The 18,042-nt window shown below is 40.5% G+C and carries 20 protein-coding genes, 3 rRNA genes and 1 other annotated feature; of the genes, 15 read left to right on the top strand and 8 right to left on the bottom strand.

Features of this window, described 5'->3' with window-relative positions:
* The first annotated feature begins 8 nt into the window (after nt 1-8).
* Genes rimM through OC533_RS13965 form a run of 3 tightly spaced genes read left to right on the top strand, consistent with a single transcriptional unit; the run spans nt 9 to nt 1,672 of the window.
* Complete coding sequence (gene rimM, locus OC533_RS13955) at nt 9-527, top strand: ribosome maturation factor RimM (RefSeq protein WP_003772415.1); 519 nt, start codon at nt 9-11, stop codon at nt 525-527.
* Nucleotides 527-1,264: a tRNA (guanosine(37)-N1)-methyltransferase TrmD gene (trmD, locus tag OC533_RS13960; protein WP_003762885.1), complete on the top strand. Its 738-nt coding sequence runs from the start codon at nt 527-529 to the stop codon at nt 1,262-1,264. Before rimM ends, trmD begins: the two co-directional genes overlap by 1 nt.
* Nucleotides 1,265-1,282: 18 nt before the next feature.
* On the top strand, nt 1,283-1,672 hold the full coding sequence (locus OC533_RS13965; RefSeq protein ID WP_003762883.1) for a hypothetical protein: 390 nt from the start codon (nt 1,283-1,285) through the stop codon (nt 1,670-1,672).
* A 31-nt stretch (nt 1,673-1,703) separates the two neighbouring features.
* Here OC533_RS13965 and OC533_RS13970 read toward each other — a convergent pair whose 3' ends face one another.
* From OC533_RS13970 to OC533_RS13980, 3 genes are read right to left on the bottom strand one after another with little or no spacing between them, the layout of a single operon-like run.
* Nucleotides 1,704-2,420 carry an MBL fold metallo-hydrolase gene (locus OC533_RS13970; protein ID WP_033533943.1) on the bottom strand — a complete coding sequence of 239 codons (717 nt, stop codon included), beginning with the start codon at nt 2,418-2,420 and terminating at the stop codon, nt 1,704-1,706.
* A 20-nt stretch (nt 2,421-2,440) separates the two neighbouring features.
* Nucleotides 2,441-3,028, bottom strand: coding sequence for an NAD(P)H-dependent oxidoreductase (locus OC533_RS13975; protein ID WP_003772420.1), 588 nt, complete (start codon nt 3,026-3,028; stop codon nt 2,441-2,443).
* Nucleotides 3,028-3,462 carry a MerR family transcriptional regulator gene (locus OC533_RS13980; protein ID WP_010991014.1) on the bottom strand — a complete coding sequence of 145 codons (435 nt, stop codon included), beginning with the start codon at nt 3,460-3,462 and terminating at the stop codon, nt 3,028-3,030. Before OC533_RS13980 ends, OC533_RS13975 begins: the two co-directional genes overlap by 1 nt.
* A gap of 207 nt (nt 3,463-3,669) precedes the next feature.
* Between OC533_RS13980 and rplS the strand changes: the two genes are divergently transcribed.
* Both rplS and OC533_RS13990 read left to right on the top strand, forming a co-directional pair.
* Entirely contained in the window at nt 3,670-4,014 is a 345-nt protein-coding gene (gene rplS / locus OC533_RS13985) for a 50S ribosomal protein L19 (protein WP_003762876.1), read from the top strand.
* Nucleotides 4,015-4,115: 101 nt separating this feature from the next.
* Nucleotides 4,116-4,691 (top strand): VanZ family protein, encoded by a 576-nt coding sequence (locus tag OC533_RS13990; protein ID WP_185590836.1) that lies wholly within the window; start codon nt 4,116-4,118, stop codon nt 4,689-4,691.
* Nucleotides 4,692-4,722: 31 nt separating this feature from the next.
* On the opposite strand, the gene OC533_RS13995 is transcribed toward OC533_RS13990, so the two are convergent.
* Nucleotides 4,723-5,085: a winged helix-turn-helix transcriptional regulator gene (locus tag OC533_RS13995; protein WP_003772428.1), complete on the bottom strand. Its 363-nt coding sequence runs from the start codon at nt 5,083-5,085 to the stop codon at nt 4,723-4,725.
* Between the two features lie 149 nt (nt 5,086-5,234).
* Between OC533_RS13995 and OC533_RS14000 the strand changes: the two genes are divergently transcribed.
* Complete coding sequence (locus tag OC533_RS14000) at nt 5,235-5,768, top strand: NAD(P)H-dependent oxidoreductase (RefSeq protein WP_194323746.1); 534 nt, start codon at nt 5,235-5,237, stop codon at nt 5,766-5,768.
* A gap of 90 nt (nt 5,769-5,858) precedes the next feature.
* On the opposite strand, the gene OC533_RS14005 is transcribed toward OC533_RS14000, so the two are convergent.
* Entirely contained in the window at nt 5,859-6,401 is a 543-nt protein-coding gene (locus OC533_RS14005) for an Ltp family lipoprotein (protein ID WP_045554006.1), read from the bottom strand.
* 311 nt (nt 6,402-6,712) lie between these two features.
* Nucleotides 6,713-6,851: a sequence feature (ribosomal protein L20 leader region), on the top strand.
* Between the two features lie 82 nt (nt 6,852-6,933).
* Here OC533_RS14005 and infC point away from each other — a divergent pair.
* From infC to rplT, 3 genes are read left to right on the top strand one after another with little or no spacing between them, the layout of a single operon-like run.
* Nucleotides 6,934-7,449, top strand: a complete 516-nt coding sequence (gene infC, locus OC533_RS14010) for a translation initiation factor IF-3 (protein WP_010958948.1) — start codon at nt 6,934-6,936, stop codon at nt 7,447-7,449.
* A gap of 21 nt (nt 7,450-7,470) precedes the next feature.
* Nucleotides 7,471-7,671, top strand: a complete 201-nt coding sequence (gene rpmI / locus OC533_RS14015; protein WP_003720098.1) for a 50S ribosomal protein L35 — start codon at nt 7,471-7,473, stop codon at nt 7,669-7,671.
* 39 nt (nt 7,672-7,710) lie between these two features.
* Complete coding sequence (gene rplT, locus OC533_RS14020) at nt 7,711-8,070, top strand: 50S ribosomal protein L20 (protein WP_003720097.1); 360 nt, start codon at nt 7,711-7,713, stop codon at nt 8,068-8,070.
* A 40-nt stretch (nt 8,071-8,110) separates the two neighbouring features.
* On the opposite strand, the gene OC533_RS14025 is transcribed toward rplT, so the two are convergent.
* Nucleotides 8,111-8,866: an exodeoxyribonuclease III gene (locus OC533_RS14025; protein ID WP_185505632.1), complete on the bottom strand. Its 756-nt coding sequence runs from the start codon at nt 8,864-8,866 to the stop codon at nt 8,111-8,113.
* An 82-nt stretch (nt 8,867-8,948) separates the two neighbouring features.
* Between OC533_RS14025 and OC533_RS14030 the strand changes: the two genes are divergently transcribed.
* Both OC533_RS14030 and pepT read left to right on the top strand, forming a co-directional pair.
* Nucleotides 8,949-9,479, top strand: coding sequence for a DUF1697 domain-containing protein (locus OC533_RS14030; protein WP_045553289.1), 531 nt, complete (start codon nt 8,949-8,951; stop codon nt 9,477-9,479).
* Between the two features lie 57 nt (nt 9,480-9,536).
* Nucleotides 9,537-10,769: a peptidase T gene (gene pepT, locus OC533_RS14035; protein ID WP_194323748.1), complete on the top strand. Its 1,233-nt coding sequence runs from the start codon at nt 9,537-9,539 to the stop codon at nt 10,767-10,769.
* A 19-nt stretch (nt 10,770-10,788) separates the two neighbouring features.
* On the opposite strand, the gene OC533_RS14040 is transcribed toward pepT, so the two are convergent.
* Both OC533_RS14040 and OC533_RS14045 read right to left on the bottom strand, forming a co-directional pair.
* The gene (locus OC533_RS14040) at nt 10,789-11,151 is read right to left on the bottom strand and encodes a hypothetical protein (RefSeq protein WP_194323750.1); all 363 of its coding nucleotides are present in this window, start codon (nt 11,149-11,151) and stop codon (nt 10,789-10,791) included.
* A 50-nt stretch (nt 11,152-11,201) separates the two neighbouring features.
* Nucleotides 11,202-11,975 (bottom strand): ABC transporter ATP-binding protein, encoded by a 774-nt coding sequence (locus OC533_RS14045; protein WP_194323752.1) that lies wholly within the window; start codon nt 11,973-11,975, stop codon nt 11,202-11,204.
* A gap of 64 nt (nt 11,976-12,039) precedes the next feature.
* Here OC533_RS14045 and OC533_RS14050 point away from each other — a divergent pair, with 64 nt between their 5' ends.
* The 4 genes from OC533_RS14050 to rrf all read left to right on the top strand — a co-directional run bounded on the left by OC533_RS14050 (nt 12,040) and on the right by rrf (nt 17,906).
* Entirely contained in the window at nt 12,040-12,645 is a 606-nt protein-coding gene (locus tag OC533_RS14050) for an HD domain-containing protein (RefSeq protein WP_070753647.1), read from the top strand.
* A 339-nt stretch (nt 12,646-12,984) separates the two neighbouring features.
* Nucleotides 12,985-14,534 (top strand): 16S ribosomal RNA (locus tag OC533_RS14055).
* A 247-nt stretch (nt 14,535-14,781) separates the two neighbouring features.
* Nucleotides 14,782-17,713, top strand: a 23S ribosomal RNA gene (locus OC533_RS14060).
* 77 nt (nt 17,714-17,790) lie between these two features.
* Nucleotides 17,791-17,906 (top strand): 5S ribosomal RNA (gene rrf / locus OC533_RS14065).
* The 16S, 23S and 5S rRNA genes sit together here, the layout of an rRNA operon.
* The last annotated feature ends 136 nt before the right edge of the window (nt 17,907-18,042 follow it).

Here is an 18,042-nt window from a genome sequence, read left to right on the forward strand (position 1 = left end):
GGTGACTTATGGAGAAAATGTATAATGTAGGAAAAATTGTTAATACGCATGGCTTAATCGGTGAAATTCGTGTTATCGCGACGACCGATTTTCCAGAAGAACGGTTCCAAGTTGGGAATACCGTGTACTTATTTGAAAAAAACAGCAAAAAGCCTGAAAAACTAATTATTCGTTCACACCGCAAACACAAAAACTTTGATTTGCTTATGTTTGAAGGACTTACCGGCATTCATCAAGTAGAGCGTATGAAAGAAGGCGTTCTTAAAATCAAAGAAGCGCAACTAACCGATTTAGAAGAAAATGAATTTTATTTCCATGAAATCATTGGTTGCACAGTTGTGACGACTGACGGAGAAGAGCTTGGCGAAATCACAGAAATTCTAACACCAGGCGCAAATGATGTATGGGTTGTAAAAGGCGCAGACAAAAAAGAAAAACTCATCCCTTATATTGCTGATGTAGTTAAAGATATTAATACTAACGATAAAAAAATTACCATTGAAGTAATGGAAGGGCTGCTAGATTAATGAAAATCGACATTCTATCCATTTTTCCAGATATGTTTTCGGGAGTGACTGGGAGTTCCATTATTAAAAAAGCAATCGAAAATGAGCGGGTCGCGGTTGAAGTAACTGATTTCAGGGAATATGCAGAAGGAAAGCATCAGGTTGTCGATGATTATCCTTATGGTGGTGGGGCAGGGATGCTCCTTAAAGCCCAACCTATCTTTGATGCCGTTCAAGCGGTCAAAGATAAGCAACCAGAAACAAAGCCAAGAGTTATTTTAATGGATCCAGCCGGTAAACGCTTCGACCAAAAAATGGCAGAAGAATTTGCAGAAGAAGAACATCTTGTTTTTATTTGTGGTCACTACGAAGGATACGATGAGCGAATTCGCGAACATCTTGTTACAGATGAAGTTTCGATAGGGGATTATATTTTAACAGGTGGCGAAATTGGTGCAATGATTGTGATGGACAGCGTTATTCGTCTTTTACCAGGTGTACTTGGAAATAAAGATTCAGCTGTGACGGATTCTTTCTCCACCGGTTTGCTTGAACATCCACACTACACACGACCAGCCGATTTTCGCGGAATGAAAGTACCTGATATTTTACTCAGCGGAAACCATGCTTGGATAGAAGAGTGGCGCGATAAAGAATCACTCAAAAGAACTTACGAACGCCGACCAGATTTACTTAAAAACTACCCCTTAACAGACAAGCAAAAAACTTGGCTCAAAGAATGGTCTGACAGTAAATAAAAAAGGACGTGATTTTAAATGGCAATCTTCGGAACTCCAGATGAAAAAGAAGCTAAAAAATCCGAACGACAAAAAGAACGAGAAGCCTATGTGCAAGAAGAAAATGACCAAAAGCGAATAGGTCAAAGATGGCAGGATATTCAGGTCTCAACAGGACCCATAAATGTTAATCATGATATTCTAACCGTTGTTTTCGCCAAAAGTGTTCGCCCAAGAATTAAAAGCGATCCAGAAGCGTACTTAGAAACAGTAGGCTTTGAAAATTTACTACAGGAATTGCAAAAGAAAGCTTTAGATGCAGGCGGAAATGGCTTAATTCATTGTTCATTCACTGAGCAATTCGTCGACGGGCTTGTATATCAACTGGCATATGGAACAGCCGTGAACATTAAAATTACGAGATTCTAAAAAAAGACTAGAAAGCCGGGTAACTGGTTTTCTAGTCTTTTTTATTTGTTAGTTGTGTTTTTGCACGCTGAATGATGCTTAATAAATCAAAATCACTCATGGATTTAACAGGTCCGTGACCACAAGCGATTTCAGTCACATCAACCAGCTGCAACTTTTCCGCGGAAGCAATACTCGTTTCTAAGTCCCAAGATCCCATCGCAGGAAAAGGAAACAAAATCCGTTTCTCCCCACAAATAGCTGCACCACCACGAGTTTGAAATAAATCACCAACGAATAAATGCCCATTACGCTCATCAAAAAAGGAAATCGAGCCAGGTGTATGTCCGGGTGTATCCATAATTAATAATGAACCTACCATATCACCATCTTTTAATAGTTGATCAATTTTTACTGGAAATTGATCAGGATAACTACCCTTTAACGGTTTTTGAGCTTCAAAAGCATAAATCTCTTTTGTTTCTACCAGCAATTTTTCCCTGCTTCCAACCATCAAAAGGGCTTCTGGAAAAGCTTCTTTAAGTGCAACTAAACCGCCAATATGGTCCCCATGCCCATGTGTCAACAAAATTCGTTTTAAAGGTAATTTCAGTTTAGTAATAAGTGAAATTATTCCTTTTGCATGAGATAAAATCCCTGTATCAATTAAAGTTAAACCATCTTTCTCCAAAACTAAGTAACAATTTACCGGAAAAAGGTGCGGCAATGTTGTTATTTGCCAATATTGATGTTTCGCAGTAACTTTCATTCCAAAACCTTCTTTCTACATTACTTTTTTAATAAAAAATGTAAATCTTTTTTAGCTGCTCGAGCAATTTTTTTATCATAGTATTCATTTGATTTTCTAATGGAAAGATCAAGTCGGTCAATTGAAGTCGTCTTAACAGAAAGGACGCCACTCATCCAAAGTGGATAGCGGAGGGCGGTAAGGGCAGGACGAGCGAACAGCCGATGTTGTAACTCCATCCCGCCAATCGTATAAATTAAGCGCGCTCGTTTTTTTCGCCAAGGACCTGTCAGTAAATATTTTTTATCTTTAAAACTATAACTCTCGCCGCGCCAAAACAAATGATCAATTACACCTTTTAGTACAGCTGGAACATTAAACCACCAAACGGGATAAGCAAATAGCAGCAAATCAGCCGAACTGGCATCTTGTTTTAAGTTGGTCATTTCGGTAGTTTGTTCAGTTCTGTAGCCCTCAGGTAAATTTGGATCAAAAGCCAATTCGCGAATATCATACGTTTTTATCTCGATTGCTGAGTGTCCTTGAAAAAAAGTTAAATACTTATGAAACAGTTCTCTTGATGTTCCTTTTTCTCGCGGGTCACCCATTATTGCTACAACTTTTGCCATTAAAATCCGTCCTTCCTGATGTCAGTGAAAATATGTTCCACAAAGGTATTTACATCTTTTTGGACAGTCGAATAGTCTTGTACATCATCGATTTGAGGTAATTCTTCTAAAAGGGCGGCGATTTTCGTATAGTGTGCAATAGTTTGTTTAATCTCTGCTGCTTTAAGGGCAAGCAATTCTTTCGACGCCGTATTACAGGCAACAGATGGCTCACTTCTTAACCATTCCATCATTAATTTTATTTCGGCAAGGGAGAATCTGGCATACTTCATCACCAAAATAAACTTTAATTCTAGTAAATGTTGTGCGTTATAAACACGATACCCGTTTTCCAGCCGATTAGGTACTATTATCTTATTTTTTTCATAATATCGTAGTGTGTCTGCCCGAATTCCAACGCAAGCAGCCATTTCTTTTACTGTCCATTGTTCCATGTTCGACACCTCCATTTGATATACTTAAGGTAACATTAGACCATACTCTAAGGTCAAGTTTTTTTATTAAAGAAAAAGTAAGAAAAAAACTTTACAGCGAATCTAGTTTATGGTAACCTAAATAAGGTGACTGGAGAGACCAGTCTGATAACGATATTCCGCTTCATTATTAATATGAATGAATGTTTGTTGGAAGGAGAGAAAAACATGAACAAACTGATTGATGAAATCACAAAAAGTCAACTAAACCCAGATGTTCCAAGTTTCCGTCCGGGTGATACTGTACGTGTACATGCGAAAGTAGTCGAAGGTACTCGCGAACGTATCCAATTATTCGAAGGCGTTGTAATCAAACGTCGCGGAGCTGGAATCAGCGAAACTTTCACTGTTCGTAAAATTTCTAACGGTGTTGGTGTGGAACGTACTTTCCCAGTACATACTCCACGTATCGCGAAATTAGAAGTTATCCGTCGTGGTAAAGTACGTCGTGCGAAACTTTACTACCTACGTAACCTACGTGGTAAAGCGGCTCGTATTAAAGAAATTCGTTAATCATTTAACGGCTGAAACCCTTGAGAAATCAAGGGTTTTTGTTTTACTAATTATTAGACAAACATCCGAAAGAATATTAACTACAGATTAGGAGAACTATTATGCTTAGATTTTCTGGATTAGTAATAACAATCGCTTTAATTATATATATTGTCTTTTTCTTATGGAGATGGTTGAAAAGGCACGACACAAAAAAAATAATTTTCTTCAAAACTTGTTTTTATGTGTATACGTGTGGAGTAATCAAGTTTACGATGTTTCCTATTATGCTAGATTCTTTTCTAATTGAGGATACAAAAAAATATGCAACTGGTTCCTATATGAATTTAATACCATTTAATTCCATAGGTGAAATGTTTATGGAAGGGAGAGAATATGCTAGTTTCCAAATAGTAGCAAATTTTATTATGTTTGTTCCCCTCGGAATACTTTTACCATTATGTTATCCAAAATTAACATGGAAAAGTGTTTTCGCTATAAGTTTTATAGCAACCGTTGGGATTGAATTTGCCCAGTTATTACAAGACCTTATTTATCAAGCGCCTTTTAAATTTGTAGACATTGATGATGTAATATTGAACTTTTCTGGCGGGATTTTCGGCTACATAGTTTATGTTATAATTCGACCTGTATTAAGAAAAATGAATTTATGCCCAATTGTAGAAAAAAACAGCTAGGATTATATACTAGCTGTTTTTTTCGATTTATTTACTGAAGGTTATAAGATTTTTCGATTAGTGTCACTGGTTCTCCTTGGCTGTTTCTAAGTGCGATATTTTCTTTTCCCCACTGACACATTGTATCAACTATAGCATTTAAAGTAAGCCCGTAAGCAGTTATACTATACTCGACTTTAGGTGGAAGCTCATTATAAACCGTACGATCAATAATCCCATCTCTCTCTAATTCCCTTAGTTGCTGAACTAGAACCTTCTGTGATATTTTCGGAATACATCTTTGCAGCTCCCCAGTCCGCTTAGTCCCTTGAGCAAGAAAACAAATAATCAAGGGTTTCCATTTTCCACCCATAATATCGAGTGTAGCTTCTACACCTAAATTATAAACTTTCATTTGTTTTCCTCCTCCGATTTAGATACTTGCAAATAATACCACTTATAGACACTTACTTACAAGTAACTAAGCCACTTTCGAGTGTGTATTTACTTTCTTTCAAAACTAAATTACGATAAATAATAACGATAGAATAAAGGAGTAATCGAATGAAAACATTAGTTATTATCTCACATCCGAATATCGAAAATTCACGCGTAAATAGAGTATGGAAAGAAGCTCTTTTAAAAAGTACAGAAGAGTTGGCAATTCATGAATTATATGAAGTTTATCCTAACTGGGATATTGATGTAACCTTTGAACAACAACAATTGCAAAACTACGATAAAGTCATTATCCAATTTCCATTTTATTGGTACAGCTACCCGCCGTTATTAAAAAAATGGTTCGATGATGTCTTTTCGTATGGCTGGGCTTACGGCTCAAAAGGGGACAAGATGGCTGGGAAAAAGCTTGCTCTTGCAGTTTCAATTGGCGATAAAAAATATAATTATAAAGAAGATGCGCCAATTGGCTATTCACTAGACACATTACTTACACCATTTCGAGCAACAATAAACCACATTCGAGCTGACTATAGAGGGGCTCACACGATATATGGCAGCTCCTTTGAAGTCACAGATGAAGAAATAGTAGAAAATGCGTATGTGTATGCAAACCAATTTTTAACATGCTTGGAGTAAAAGATACTTTGTGATGGCTACTACCAAAAAAAGCTATTCTCCTTTAATCCTCAGAGAATAGCTTTTTTTTATTAATATATCTAGAAAAGATTACTTACTTAAATTTTTAATCGCATAATCAGCTTCTTCAGCAGTGAATTTTTCACCTGCAGAAGATGTTAATTGATCGCGAATAGCTTCAGGAGCCATAGCCATTGATTTTTGGTAATCTTCAGCTTTTGCGAGTGCATTTGCATTGTAGTCAGCTTTTAAGTTATCTACAGCATATTTTCCAGCTTCTGCGGAAAATTTTTCACCAGCTTCTGATGTTAATTGGTCGTAAATACCAGCTTTAGACATCTTCATCATAGAAGAATATTGCTCCGCTTTTTTTAGAGCAGATTTATATTCTGAAGGAACACTATCTTCTTTTTTCTTCTCTTCAGCTTTCTTTTCTTCAGCAGCTTTTTCTTCTTTTTTCTTAGCTTCATCTTTTGCTTTATCTTTTGTTTCTACTGCTTCGGTGTTCTTCTTATCATCTGCTGCAGTGTCATTTCCACCCATTGCAGAACCAATCGCTCCCAACGCGATTACGACAATCAACCAGAACCACCATTTTTTGTAAATTGCTTTCTTTTGTTTCCCTTTTTCCATTTTTCTATCTCCCTTTTTTTATATCTATATAATCGCTGATGCGTTTATACCCCTTTGTACTTTGGAAAGGTTTACAAATTTATATGTACTTACATAAGAAGACAAAACAAAATAGCCACTAAACAACGAATTTTTCATATTATGGCGGGCTATTGTAATAAATATTTGGTTATATCCCAAGTCTATAATAATCTTAAATCTATGTCAATATCATAATCTAGCTTATAAAGCTGTTTCGAGATTTTTTTTAAGTTCTTGTAATTCGCCTTGACACTAAAAACCCCATATGATATAGTAAGTAAGGTTATTAAACAAGAAAGAAGAAGCAACCCGCTTCTCGCCTCGTTAACACGAACGTTTTCAGGCAAAAAATTCAAACTTTCGTCGCGTAACTTACGCGATTTTGAATGTGCGGGATTGCTGAAAAGCAGCCCGTTTTTTTATGGCCTCTGAACGAACGAGTTAGCAGGCCGCAGATTTGAACAGCTATTTTCTATCTTGTTGTAACAAAATTAAGTGGAGGTGGCTCACCATTAGCAAAGACATGTTGGTAAACGATGGGATTCGTGCACGTGAAGTAAGATTGATCGACCAAGACGGTGAACAATTAGGCGTGAAGAGTAAAATCGATGCGCTTCAAATTGCTGAAAAGGCTAATCTTGATCTAGTGCTTGTTGCTCCAACAGCGAAACCGCCAGTAGCTCGTATCATGGACTACGGTAAATTCCGTTTTGAACAACAGAAGAAAGATAAAGAAGCCCGTAAGAACCAAAAAGTCATCGTAATGAAGGAAGTTCGTTTAAGTCCAACAATTGACGAACATGATTTTGATACGAAGCTACGTAATGCACGTAAATTCCTTGAAAAAGGCGATAAAGTAAAATGCTCTATCCGTTTTAAAGGTCGTGCCATTACACACAAAGAAATCGGTCAGAAGGTGCTTGACCGTTTTGCAAAAGCGTGCGAAGACCTTTGTACAATTGAGCAAAGACCAAAAATGGACGGACGTTCCATGTTCTTAGTCCTAGCACCACTTCATGAAAAGTAAAGTTTTGAGGAGGAAATATTCATGCCAAAAATGAAAACCCACCGCGGTTCCGCTAAACGTTTCAAGAGAACAGGATCTGGAAAATTAAAACGCAGACACGGTTTCACAAGCCATATGTTCGCTAACAAATCCCAAAAACAAAAACGTAAATTGCGTAAATCAGCAATGGTATCAGCTGGCGACTTCAAACGTATTCGTCAAATGGTCGCTAAAATGAAATAAGAGAAACAACATTTTTGTAAATTCTAGGAGGTAGACAATATGCCACGCGTAAAAGGCGGAACAGTAACACGCAAACGTCGTAAAAAGATAGTTAAATTAGCCAAAGGGTATTACGGCTCTAAACATTTATTATTCAAAGTAGCTAACCAAGCGGTAATGAAATCTTACCAATATGCTTATAGAGATCGTCGTCAAAAGAAACGTGATTTCCGTAGATTATGGATCGCACGTATCAATGCGGCAGCTCGTATGCAAGATCTTTCTTACAGCAAATTAATGCACGGCTTAAAATTAGCTGGTATTGATATTAACCGTAAAATGCTTGCAGACTTAGCAGTAAATGATATTGCTTCATTTAACACACTTGCTGATTCAGCAAAAAAAGCATTAGCTAAATAATTCAAAAATCCTCACTCGTTGGAGTGAGGATTTTTTTATGTTATAAATTAAGTTCTAACTCTACTGGACAATGATCCGAACCAAGCACATCCGCATGAATTTTCGCATCCACTAACTTATCTTTCAATCGTTCTGAAACAACAAAATAATCAATCCGCCAACCAGTATTTCTAGCACGCGCGTTCATTCGGTATGACCACCAAGAATAAGCGTCGGTCAAATCAGGATAAAAATAACGGAAACTATCAATAAAACCAGCGTCTAAAAACGCAGAAAATTTTGCGCGTTCCTCATCCGAGAAACCGGCATTTTTGCGATTTGTCTTCGGATTTTTCAAATCAATTTCTTCGTGCGCAACATTCAAATCACCACAAAGGACAACCGGCTTCGTTTTATCCAAGTTTTTGACATATTCCAAAATCGCATCCTCAAACGTCATACGATAATCTAATCGTTTTAACTCAGCTTGCGAATTTGGTGTATAAACCGTTACCATATAAAAATCATCAAATTCAAGCGTGATTACGCGACCTTCAGTATCATGTTCCGGGACACCTAAACCATATTGCACCGATAATGGCTCAACTTTTGTAAAAATGGCAGTACCTGAATAACCTTTTTTTACGGCATAATTCCAATAATCTTTATACGCAGGTAAATCAAGTTCAATTTGACCTTCTTGTAATTTTGTTTCTTGTAAGCAAAATATATCAGCATCAACTTCTTCAAAATACTCCAAAAAACCTTTTTTCACAGCTGCACGAAGCCCGTTTACATTCCAAGAAATTAATTTCATCCAAAAACCTCCCATCTCTAATAGACCTATTATAACGTAACTAACATGCTATAATGTAGTTAAACGATTGGGAGGGACTAGAATGGAAAAATACGTTGCTTTACTAAGAGCCGTAAATGTCGCAGGGAAAAATAAAGTGAACATGAAAAATTTAAAAGCAGCCTTACAAGAAGAGGGATTCCAAAATGTAACAACCTATATCCAAAGCGGCAACCTCGTTCTAAGTTCTAATTTACAGACAGAAACCGAAGTAGCAGCAAAAATAACAGAAGTAATTATAGCGAGCTTCAATCTATCCATTGACGTATTCGTTTTTTCAGAACAAAACTACAAAACAATCATCAAAAACAACCCGTTTCCACCAGAAATAATTGGTGAAGAAGAACGTTGGATGATTGCTTTTTACAATGAAAATATTGATATTCCTAAACAAAAAAATACTCAAGCCGAAGTAATTGCAATCGACCGAGCGCTATATATCCACGTTTTCTCGAACCAAATCCATCAGTTAAAATTGCCTGTTTTCCTCGGAGAATATAAAAAAACACTAACGACAACGCGAAACTGGCGAACAACCGCTAAATTACTAACATTACTCGACAGTCAGGAATAGAATTTTTTGAAAATCAAGTTTATAATGAAAAAGAATCAATCTGAGGGAGTGATAGAAATGAAAGAAGAACTATTAAAACGATTTACAAAATATGTAAAAGTAGATACACAGTCAAATGAAGAAAGCACAGTTTGTCCAACAACGCCAGGACAAATGGAACTAGCGAACATTCTCGTTACAGAACTAAAAGAAATCGGCATGCAAGAAGTAACAGTAGACGAATTCGGTTATGTAATGGCAACTCTTCCTTCTAATACAACGAAAGAAGTACCAGTTATCGGGTTTTTAGCTCATTTAGACACTGCCACTGACTTAACTGGAAAAAATGTAAACCCACAAGTGCATGAAAACTATGATGGTAAAGACATCGTTCTAAATAAAGACCTAAATGTCGTACTGTCACCTAAACAATTTCCAGAACTAGCTAATTACAAAGGAAAAACGCTTATTACAACAGACGGAACAACATTGCTTGGCGCGGATGATAAAGCAGGAATTACAGAAATTATGGTGGCAATGAATTATTTAATCAATCACCCCGAAATCAAGCATGGTAAAATTCGCGTAGCTTTTACACCCGATGAAGAAATCGGCCGAGGACCAGAGCGTTTTGACGTAGAAGAATTTGGTGCCAAATATGCCTACACAATGGACGGCGGACCACTTGGCGAACTAGAATATGAAAGCTTTAACGCAGCTGGTGCGAAACTTACTTTTAACGGAAATAGTGTGCATCCAGGAACAGCTAAAAATAAAATGATTAATGCTGTCAAAATGGCAATGGAATTCGATGCCGAGATTCCAAAAGAAGAAGCCCCTGAATATACAGACGGCTACGAAGGCTTTTATCATTTAATCTCATTAAACGGTGATGTGGAACAAGCAAAATCTTACTATATCATTCGCGATTTTGATCATCTGAAATTTGTAGAAAGAAAAACTCTTATCGCAAGTATTGCTGAAAAACTAGCAGAAAAATATGGGGAAGGTTCAGTCGAATTAAAACTGAATGATCAATATTACAATATGCGCGAAAAAATCGAACCAGTAAAAGAAATTGTAGATATAGTAAGCGCAGCAATGAGAAATCTAGATATAGAACCCAAAATAAGCCCAATTCGCGGTGGGACAGACGGAGCTCAACTTTCATACAAAGGACTACCAACACCAAACATCTTTGGCGGCGGCGAAAATTTCCACGGTAAGTTTGAATACGTCGCGTTAGAAAGCATGGTGAAAGCAACCGAAGTAATCATTGAAGTAGCGCGTTTATTTGAAGAAAAAGAATAATTTAAAAAGGGAGTCTAATTTAAGTTAGACTCCCTTTTTTTATACGTTCATTTACTTTAGCTGCAAACACTTTTGCTTCTCCATTTGCAACGAGCAATGTATATTTTTCGCTATTTTTAAGATGTAATATCAATTTTTTTGTCATCGAGATAATACTTACTTTTTGCTCTAATAGCTCTATGTCTTCATATGCGAATTTCTTAAGTAAGTAAACATCTTCATTTTCTAAGTAAAAAATAAAAACATCTTCATTTGAAATCCAAAGTCCTGTTAGATCCATTAATTCGCCTTCCACTACATAAGAAAACGAACCATAAATCAGGCTAGTATCCATACCAAGAAGCTCACGTGCGCCTGCTTTTGCAATCATAGTTTTATACAAACTGTTTCGCCCCTTTTACATACGCGTTATTCGTAACCTTACTATACCACTTACTTCGGATAAACCGCAATCGCACCATCTTTAATACGAATTAACTCGACAGGCTTTTGATAAAACGCTTGAAGCACTTCCTCTGTCAAAAGTTTTTCTGTTTTCCCGTGATGAGTTATTTCCCCGTCACGGAGTAAAATGATATTATCAAAGCAGGGGAGAATTTCTTCTGTATGATGCGTGACAAAAAGAATTGTCGGCGAATCAGGACGTTCTGCAATTTTTTTAATCCGTTCTAATAAACGACTTTTCGCAAATAAATCAAGTCCGTTACAAGGTTCATCTAAAATCAGTAACTTAGGATTTGCCATCAAAGCACGAGCAATTAAAACAATTTGTCGTTCTCCTTGAGATAAGATTTTATAAGCTTTACCAATAAGCGAGGCCCCACCACAATCAGTCAGCAGTTTTTTCGCTTGGTTTACCTCAACATCTGTCACTTTCGCATACATTCCAATACTTGCAAACTTACCACTAAGCACAATTTGCTCACTTAGCTCGTAATCTTTCAGCTGATGATCTAAAGCATTGCTCACCCAACCAATTGATTTACGTAATTCTGGTAAAGAAGTCTGTCCAAAAACATGCCCAAGCACTTGAAGCTTTCCACTACTAGGCCAAAGATACCCATTTAGAAGTTGTAGCAAAGTAGTTTTCCCAGAGCCATTTAGCCCAAGAATAGCCCAGTTTTCCTTTTCGTTAACGGTCCAATTAATATCCGATAAGATAGTTTTATTTTCACGCTTTAAATAAACATGTTCAAATGCAAACATCGAATACCCCATTTCCATTTTCTACTATTGTACATGAAACATAACATAAAAAGGAGTTAAAAAAATGAATAAAGAAGAAATTATCCTTTCAGCAAAGAATTGGATGCACTCTCATTTTGAAAATGAAACGACCGGTCATGACTGGTCTCATATAGAAAGAGTATGGAAATTAAGTAAAGAAATCCAATCAAAAGAAGGTGGCGACCTGTTTACTATAGAATTAGCCGCTTTATTCCACGATTACTCAGATATTAAGCTAACAACCGACGAACAGGAAGCAACTAAAACACTAATCAATTGGATGGAAACCAAAGAAATACCATCAGAACTAATCAAAAAAATCATCCGAATCATCCAATCAGTTTCATTTAAAAAAGGAAAAAATACTTTTAAAGCATTAACAATAGAAGAAAAAATAGTTCAAGACGCAGATCGCTTAGATGCCATCGGAGCAATCGGCATAGCAAGAACCTTCACTTATGGTGGCGCTCATAATCGAGAAATAGCTAACCAGGACAATCCAAAAAACACCACATTACAACACTTTTACGACAAACTTCTCCTTATAAAAGATCAATTAAACACTGAAACAGCCAAAACTATAGCAAAAGAAAAACAAAAAATTATGCAGGATTTTATACAAGCATTAGAAAAAGAATTAAAAGTATAATTAAAAACACTTGTATTTATAGAAAAGGTATTATATAATAATAAAGCTGAATTGATACGAAATAATTCATCAAAAACAATTTAAAAATTAGTTGTTGACGCGATATAAACTTTATGGTAAGATTTAAAAGTTGCGTTAACAAAGCAACTGACCTTTGAAAACTGAACAAAGAAGAAGACGAAAAGCAATGAGACGTAAAGTCTCACTGGTAATCGCAGGGCAGAAAACAGAAAGCTGTTTTCAACAAAAACAAACTAGTAATTTAATTGCTAGCGAAGTCAATTTGACGCAAGGAATCTTATTCACGGTGTTGAATAAGTATTCAAATTCAATTTATATTTTAAAGAGAGTTTGATCCTGGCTCAGGACGAACGCTGGCGGCGTGCCTAATACATGCAAGTCGAACGAACGGAGGAAGAGCTTGCTCTTCCAAAGTTAGTGGCGGACGGGTGAGTAACACGTGGGCAACCTGCCTGTAAGTTGGGGATAACTCCGGGAAACCGGGGCTAATACCGAATGATAGAGTGTGGCGCATGCCACGCTCTTGAAAGATGGTTTCGGCTATCGCTTACAGATGGGCCCGCGGTGCATTAGCTAGTTGGTAGGGTAATGGCCTACCAAGGCAACGATGCATAGCCGACCTGAGAGGGTGATCGGCCACACTGGGACTGAGACACGGCCCAGACTCCTACGGGAGGCAGCAGTAGGGAATCTTCCGCAATGGACGAAAGTCTGACGGAGCAACGCCGCGTGTATGAAGAAGGTTTTCGGATCGTAAAGTACTGTTGTTAGAGAAGAACAAGGATAAGAGTAACTGCTTGTCCCTTGACGGTATCTAACCAGAAAGCCACGGCTAACTACGTGCCAGCAGCCGCGGTAATACGTAGGTGGCAAGCGTTGTCCGGATTTATTGGGCGTAAAGCGCGCGCAGGCGGTCTTTTAAGTCTGATGTGAAAGCCCCCGGCTTAACCGGGGAGGGTCATTGGAAACTGGAAGACTGGAGTGCAGAAGAGGAGAGTGGAATTCCACGTGTAGCGGTGAAATGCGTAGATATGTGGAGGAACACCAGTGGCGAAGGCGACTCTCTGGTCTGTAACTGACGCTGAGGCGCGAAAGCGTGGGGAGCAAACAGGATTAGATACCCTGGTAGTCCACGCCGTAAACGATGAGTGCTAAGTGTTAGGGGGTTTCCGCCCCTTAGTGCTGCAGCTAACGCATTAAGCACTCCGCCTGGGGAGTACGACCGCAAGGTTGAAACTCAAAGGAATTGACGGGGGCCCGCACAAGCGGTGGAGCATGTGGTTTAATTCGAAGCAACGCGAAGAACCTTACCAGGTCTTGACATCCTTTGACCACTCTGGAGACAGAGCTTTCCCTTCGGGGACAAAGTGACAGGTGGTGCATGGTTGTCGTCAGCTCGTGTCGTGAGATGTTGGGTTAAGTCCCGCAACGAGCGCAACCCTTGATTTTAGTTGCCAGCATTTAGTTGGGCACTCTAAAGTGACTGCCGGTGCAAGCCGGAGGAAGGTGGGGATGACGTCAAATCATCATGCCCCTTATGACCTGGGCTACACACGTGCTACAATGGATGGTACAAAGGGTCGCGAAGCCGCGAGGTGGAGCCAATCCCATAAAACCATTCTCAGTTCGGATTGTAGGCTGCAACTCGCCTACATGAAGCCGGAATCGCTAGTAATCGTGGATCAGCATGCCACGGTGAATACGTTCCCGGGCCTTGTACACACCGCCCGTCACACCACGAGAGTTTGTAACACCCGAAGTCGGTAGGGTAACCTTTATGGAGCCAGCCGCCGAAGGTGGGACAGATAATTGGGGTGAAGTCGTAACAAGGTAGCCGTATCGGAAGGTGCGGCTGGATCACCTCCTTTCTAAGGAAAAGGAAACCTGTGAGTTTTCGTTCTTCTCTATTTGTTCAGTTTTGAGAGGTTAGTACTTCTCAAGTATGTTTGTTCTTTGAAAACTAGATAAGAAAGTTAGTAAAGTTAGCATAGATAATTTATTATTTATGACATAAGTAACCGAGAATCATCTGAAAGTGAATCTTTCATCTGATAGGAAGTATCATCGCTGATACGGAACATCAGAAAAACAACCTTTACTTCGTAGAAGTAAATTGGTTAAGTTAGAAAGGGCGCACGGTGGATGCCTTGGCACTAGGAGCCGAAGAAGGACGGGACTAACACCGATATGCTTTGGGGAGCTGTACGTAAGCGTTGATCCAGAGATTTCCGAATGGGGGAACCCACTATCTTTAGTCGGATAGTATCCTTACGTGAATACATAGCGTGAGGAAGGCAGACCCAGGGAACTGAAACATCTAAGTACCTGGAGGAAGAGAAAGAAAAATCGATTTCCTGAGTAGCGGCGAGCGAAACGGAAAGAGCCCAAACCAAGAAGCTTGCTTCTTGGGGTTGTAGGACACTCTATACGGAGTTACAAAAGAAAGTTATAAATGAAGCGGTCTGGAAAGGCCCGCCAAAGACGGTAACAGCCCGGTAGTTGAAATGGCTTTCCCTCCAGAGTGGATCCTGAGTACGGCGGAACACGTGAAATTCCGTCGGAATCCGGGAGGACCATCTCCCAAGGCTAAATACTCCCTAGTGACCGATAGTGAACCAGTACCGTGAGGGAAAGGTGAAAAGCACCCCGGAAGGGGAGTGAAACAGTTCCTGAAACCGTGTGCCTACAAGTAGTTAGAGCCCGTTAATGGGTGATAGCGTGCCTTTTGTAGAATGAACCGGCGAGTTACGATTTGTTGCAAGGTTAAGCGGAAAAAGCGGAGCCGTAGCGAAAGCGAGTCTGAATAGGGCGCATAAGTAACAGGTCGTAGACCCGAAACCAGGTGATCTACCCATGTCCAGGATGAAGGTAAGGTAATACTTACTGGAGGTCCGAACCCACGCACGTTGAAAAGTGCGGGGATGAGGTGTGGGTAGCGGAGAAATTCCAATCGAACTTGGAGATAGCTGGTTCTCTCCGAAATAGCTTTAGGGCTAGCCTCGAGGTAAAGAGTCATGGAGGTAGAGCACTGTTTGGACTAGGGGCCCTTCTCGGGTTACCGAATTCAGATAAACTCCGAATGCCATGTACTTATACTCGGGAGTCAGACTGCGAGTGATAAGATCCGTAGTCGAAAGGGAAACAGCCCAGACCACCAGTTAAGGTCCCCAAATATATGTTAAGTGGAAAAGGATGTGGGGTTGCTTAGACAACCAGGATGTTGGCTTAGAAGCAGCCACCATTGAAAGAGTGCGTAATAGCTCACTGGTCGAGTGACCCCGCGCCGAAAATGTACCGGGGCTAAACATATTACCGAAACTGTGGATGAACCTCTTCGGAGGTTCGTGGTAGGAGAGCGTTCTAAGGGCGGTGAAGTCAGACCGGAAGGACTGGTGGAGCGCTTAGAAGTGAGAATGCCGGTATGAGTAGCGAAAGAAGGGTGAGAATCCCTTCCACCGAATATCTAAGGTTTCCTGAGGAAGGCTCGTCCGCTCAGGGTTAGTCGGGACCTAAGCCGAGGCCGATAGGCGTAGGCGATGGACAACAGGTAGAGATTCCTGTACCAGTGCTAATTGTTTAACCGATGGGGTGACACAGAAGGATAGGGAATCGCACGAATGGAAATGTGCGTCCAAGCAGTGAGTGTGAGAAGTAGGCAAATCCGCTTCTTGCGAAGCATGAGCTGTGATGGGGAAGGAAATTAAGTACGGAAGTTCCTGATTTCACGCTGTCAAGAAAAGCCTCTAGGAAGAGTAGTACTGCCCGTACCGCAAACCGACACAGGTAGATGAGGAGAGAATCCTAAGGTGAGCGAGAGAACTCTCGTTAAGGAACTCGGCAAAATGACCCCGTAACTTCGGGAGAAGGGGTGCTCTATTAGGGTGCAAGCCCGAGAGAGCCGCAGTGAATAGGCCCAGGCGACTGTTTAGCAAAAACACAGGTCTCTGCAAAACCGTAAGGTGACGTATAGGGGCTGACGCCTGCCCGGTGCTGGAAGGTTAAGAGGAGTGCTTAGCTTCGGCGAAGGTACGAATTGAAGCCCCAGTAAACGGCGGCCGTAACTATAACGGTCCTAAGGTAGCGAAATTCCTTGTCGGGTAAGTTCCGACCCGCACGAAAGGCGCAACGATCTGGGCACTGTCTCAACGAGAGACTCGGTGAAATTATAGTACCTGTGAAGATGCAGGTTACCCGCGACAGGACGGAAAGACCCCGTGGAGCTTTACTGCAACCTGATATGGAATGTTTGTACCGCTTGTACAGGATAGGTAGGAGCCGAAGAGACGTGTGCGCTAGCATACGAGGAGGCAATGGTGGGATACTACCCTGGCTGTATGACCATTCTAACCCGCCACGCTAAGCGCGTGGGGAGACAGTGTCAGGTGGGCAGTTTGACTGGGGCGGTCGCCTCCTAAAGAGTAACGGAGGCGCCCAAAGGTTCCCTCAGAATGGATGGAAATCATTCGCAGAGTGTAAAGGCACAAGGGAGCTTGACTGCGAGACTGACAAGTCGAGCAGGGACGAAAGTCGGGCTTAGTGATCCGGTGGTTCCGCATGGAAGGGCCATCGCTCAACGGATAAAAGCTACCCCGGGGATAACAGGCTTATCTCCCCCAAGAGTCCACATCGACGGGGAGGTTTGGCACCTCGATGTCGGCTCGTCGCATCCTGGGGCTGTAGTCGGTCCCAAGGGTTGGGCTGTTCGCCCATTAAAGCGGCACGCGAGCTGGGTTCAGAACGTCGTGAGACAGTTCGGTCCCTATCCGTCGCGGGCGCAGGAAATTTGAGAGGAGCTGTCCTTAGTACGAGAGGACCGGGATGGACACACCGCTGGTGTACCAGTTGTTCCGCCAGGAGCATCGCTGGGTAGCTATGTGTGGCAGGGATAAACGCTGAAAGCATCTAAGCGTGAAGCCCCCCTCAAGATGAGATTTCCCATTTCTTCGGAAAGTAAGATCCCTGAAAGATGATCAGGTAGATAGGTTTGGAGTGGAAGTGTAGCGATACATGGAGCGGACAAATACTAATCGATCGAGGACTTAACCAAAAAATGAAACGAAGTTACCTAACTGAACCCTTTCTTCTCTAGTTTTGAGAGAGCAATCTTTCAACAACTTCATATTGTCTGGTAGTTATGGCGAGAAGGTCACACCCGTTCCCATCCCGAACACGGTAGTTAAGCTTCTCTGCGCCAATGGTAGTTGGGGGCTTCCCCCTGCGAGAGTAGGTCGCTGCCGGGCATTAGTAAAAGTCCTAATTATTTAGGGCTTTTTTTGTTGAAGTGTTTCCTTTGTCAGCTATCTTATTGGATGTTATATTAGTAAAAGACCCTTAAATAGAATTTTTAATGGAGTTTTTTAGGTGGAGGGGTGTTTT

This window comes from Listeria sp. Marseille-Q6474, from assembly GCF_946902005.1.
GTDB lineage: Bacteria > Bacillota > Bacilli > Lactobacillales > Listeriaceae > Listeria > Listeria innocua.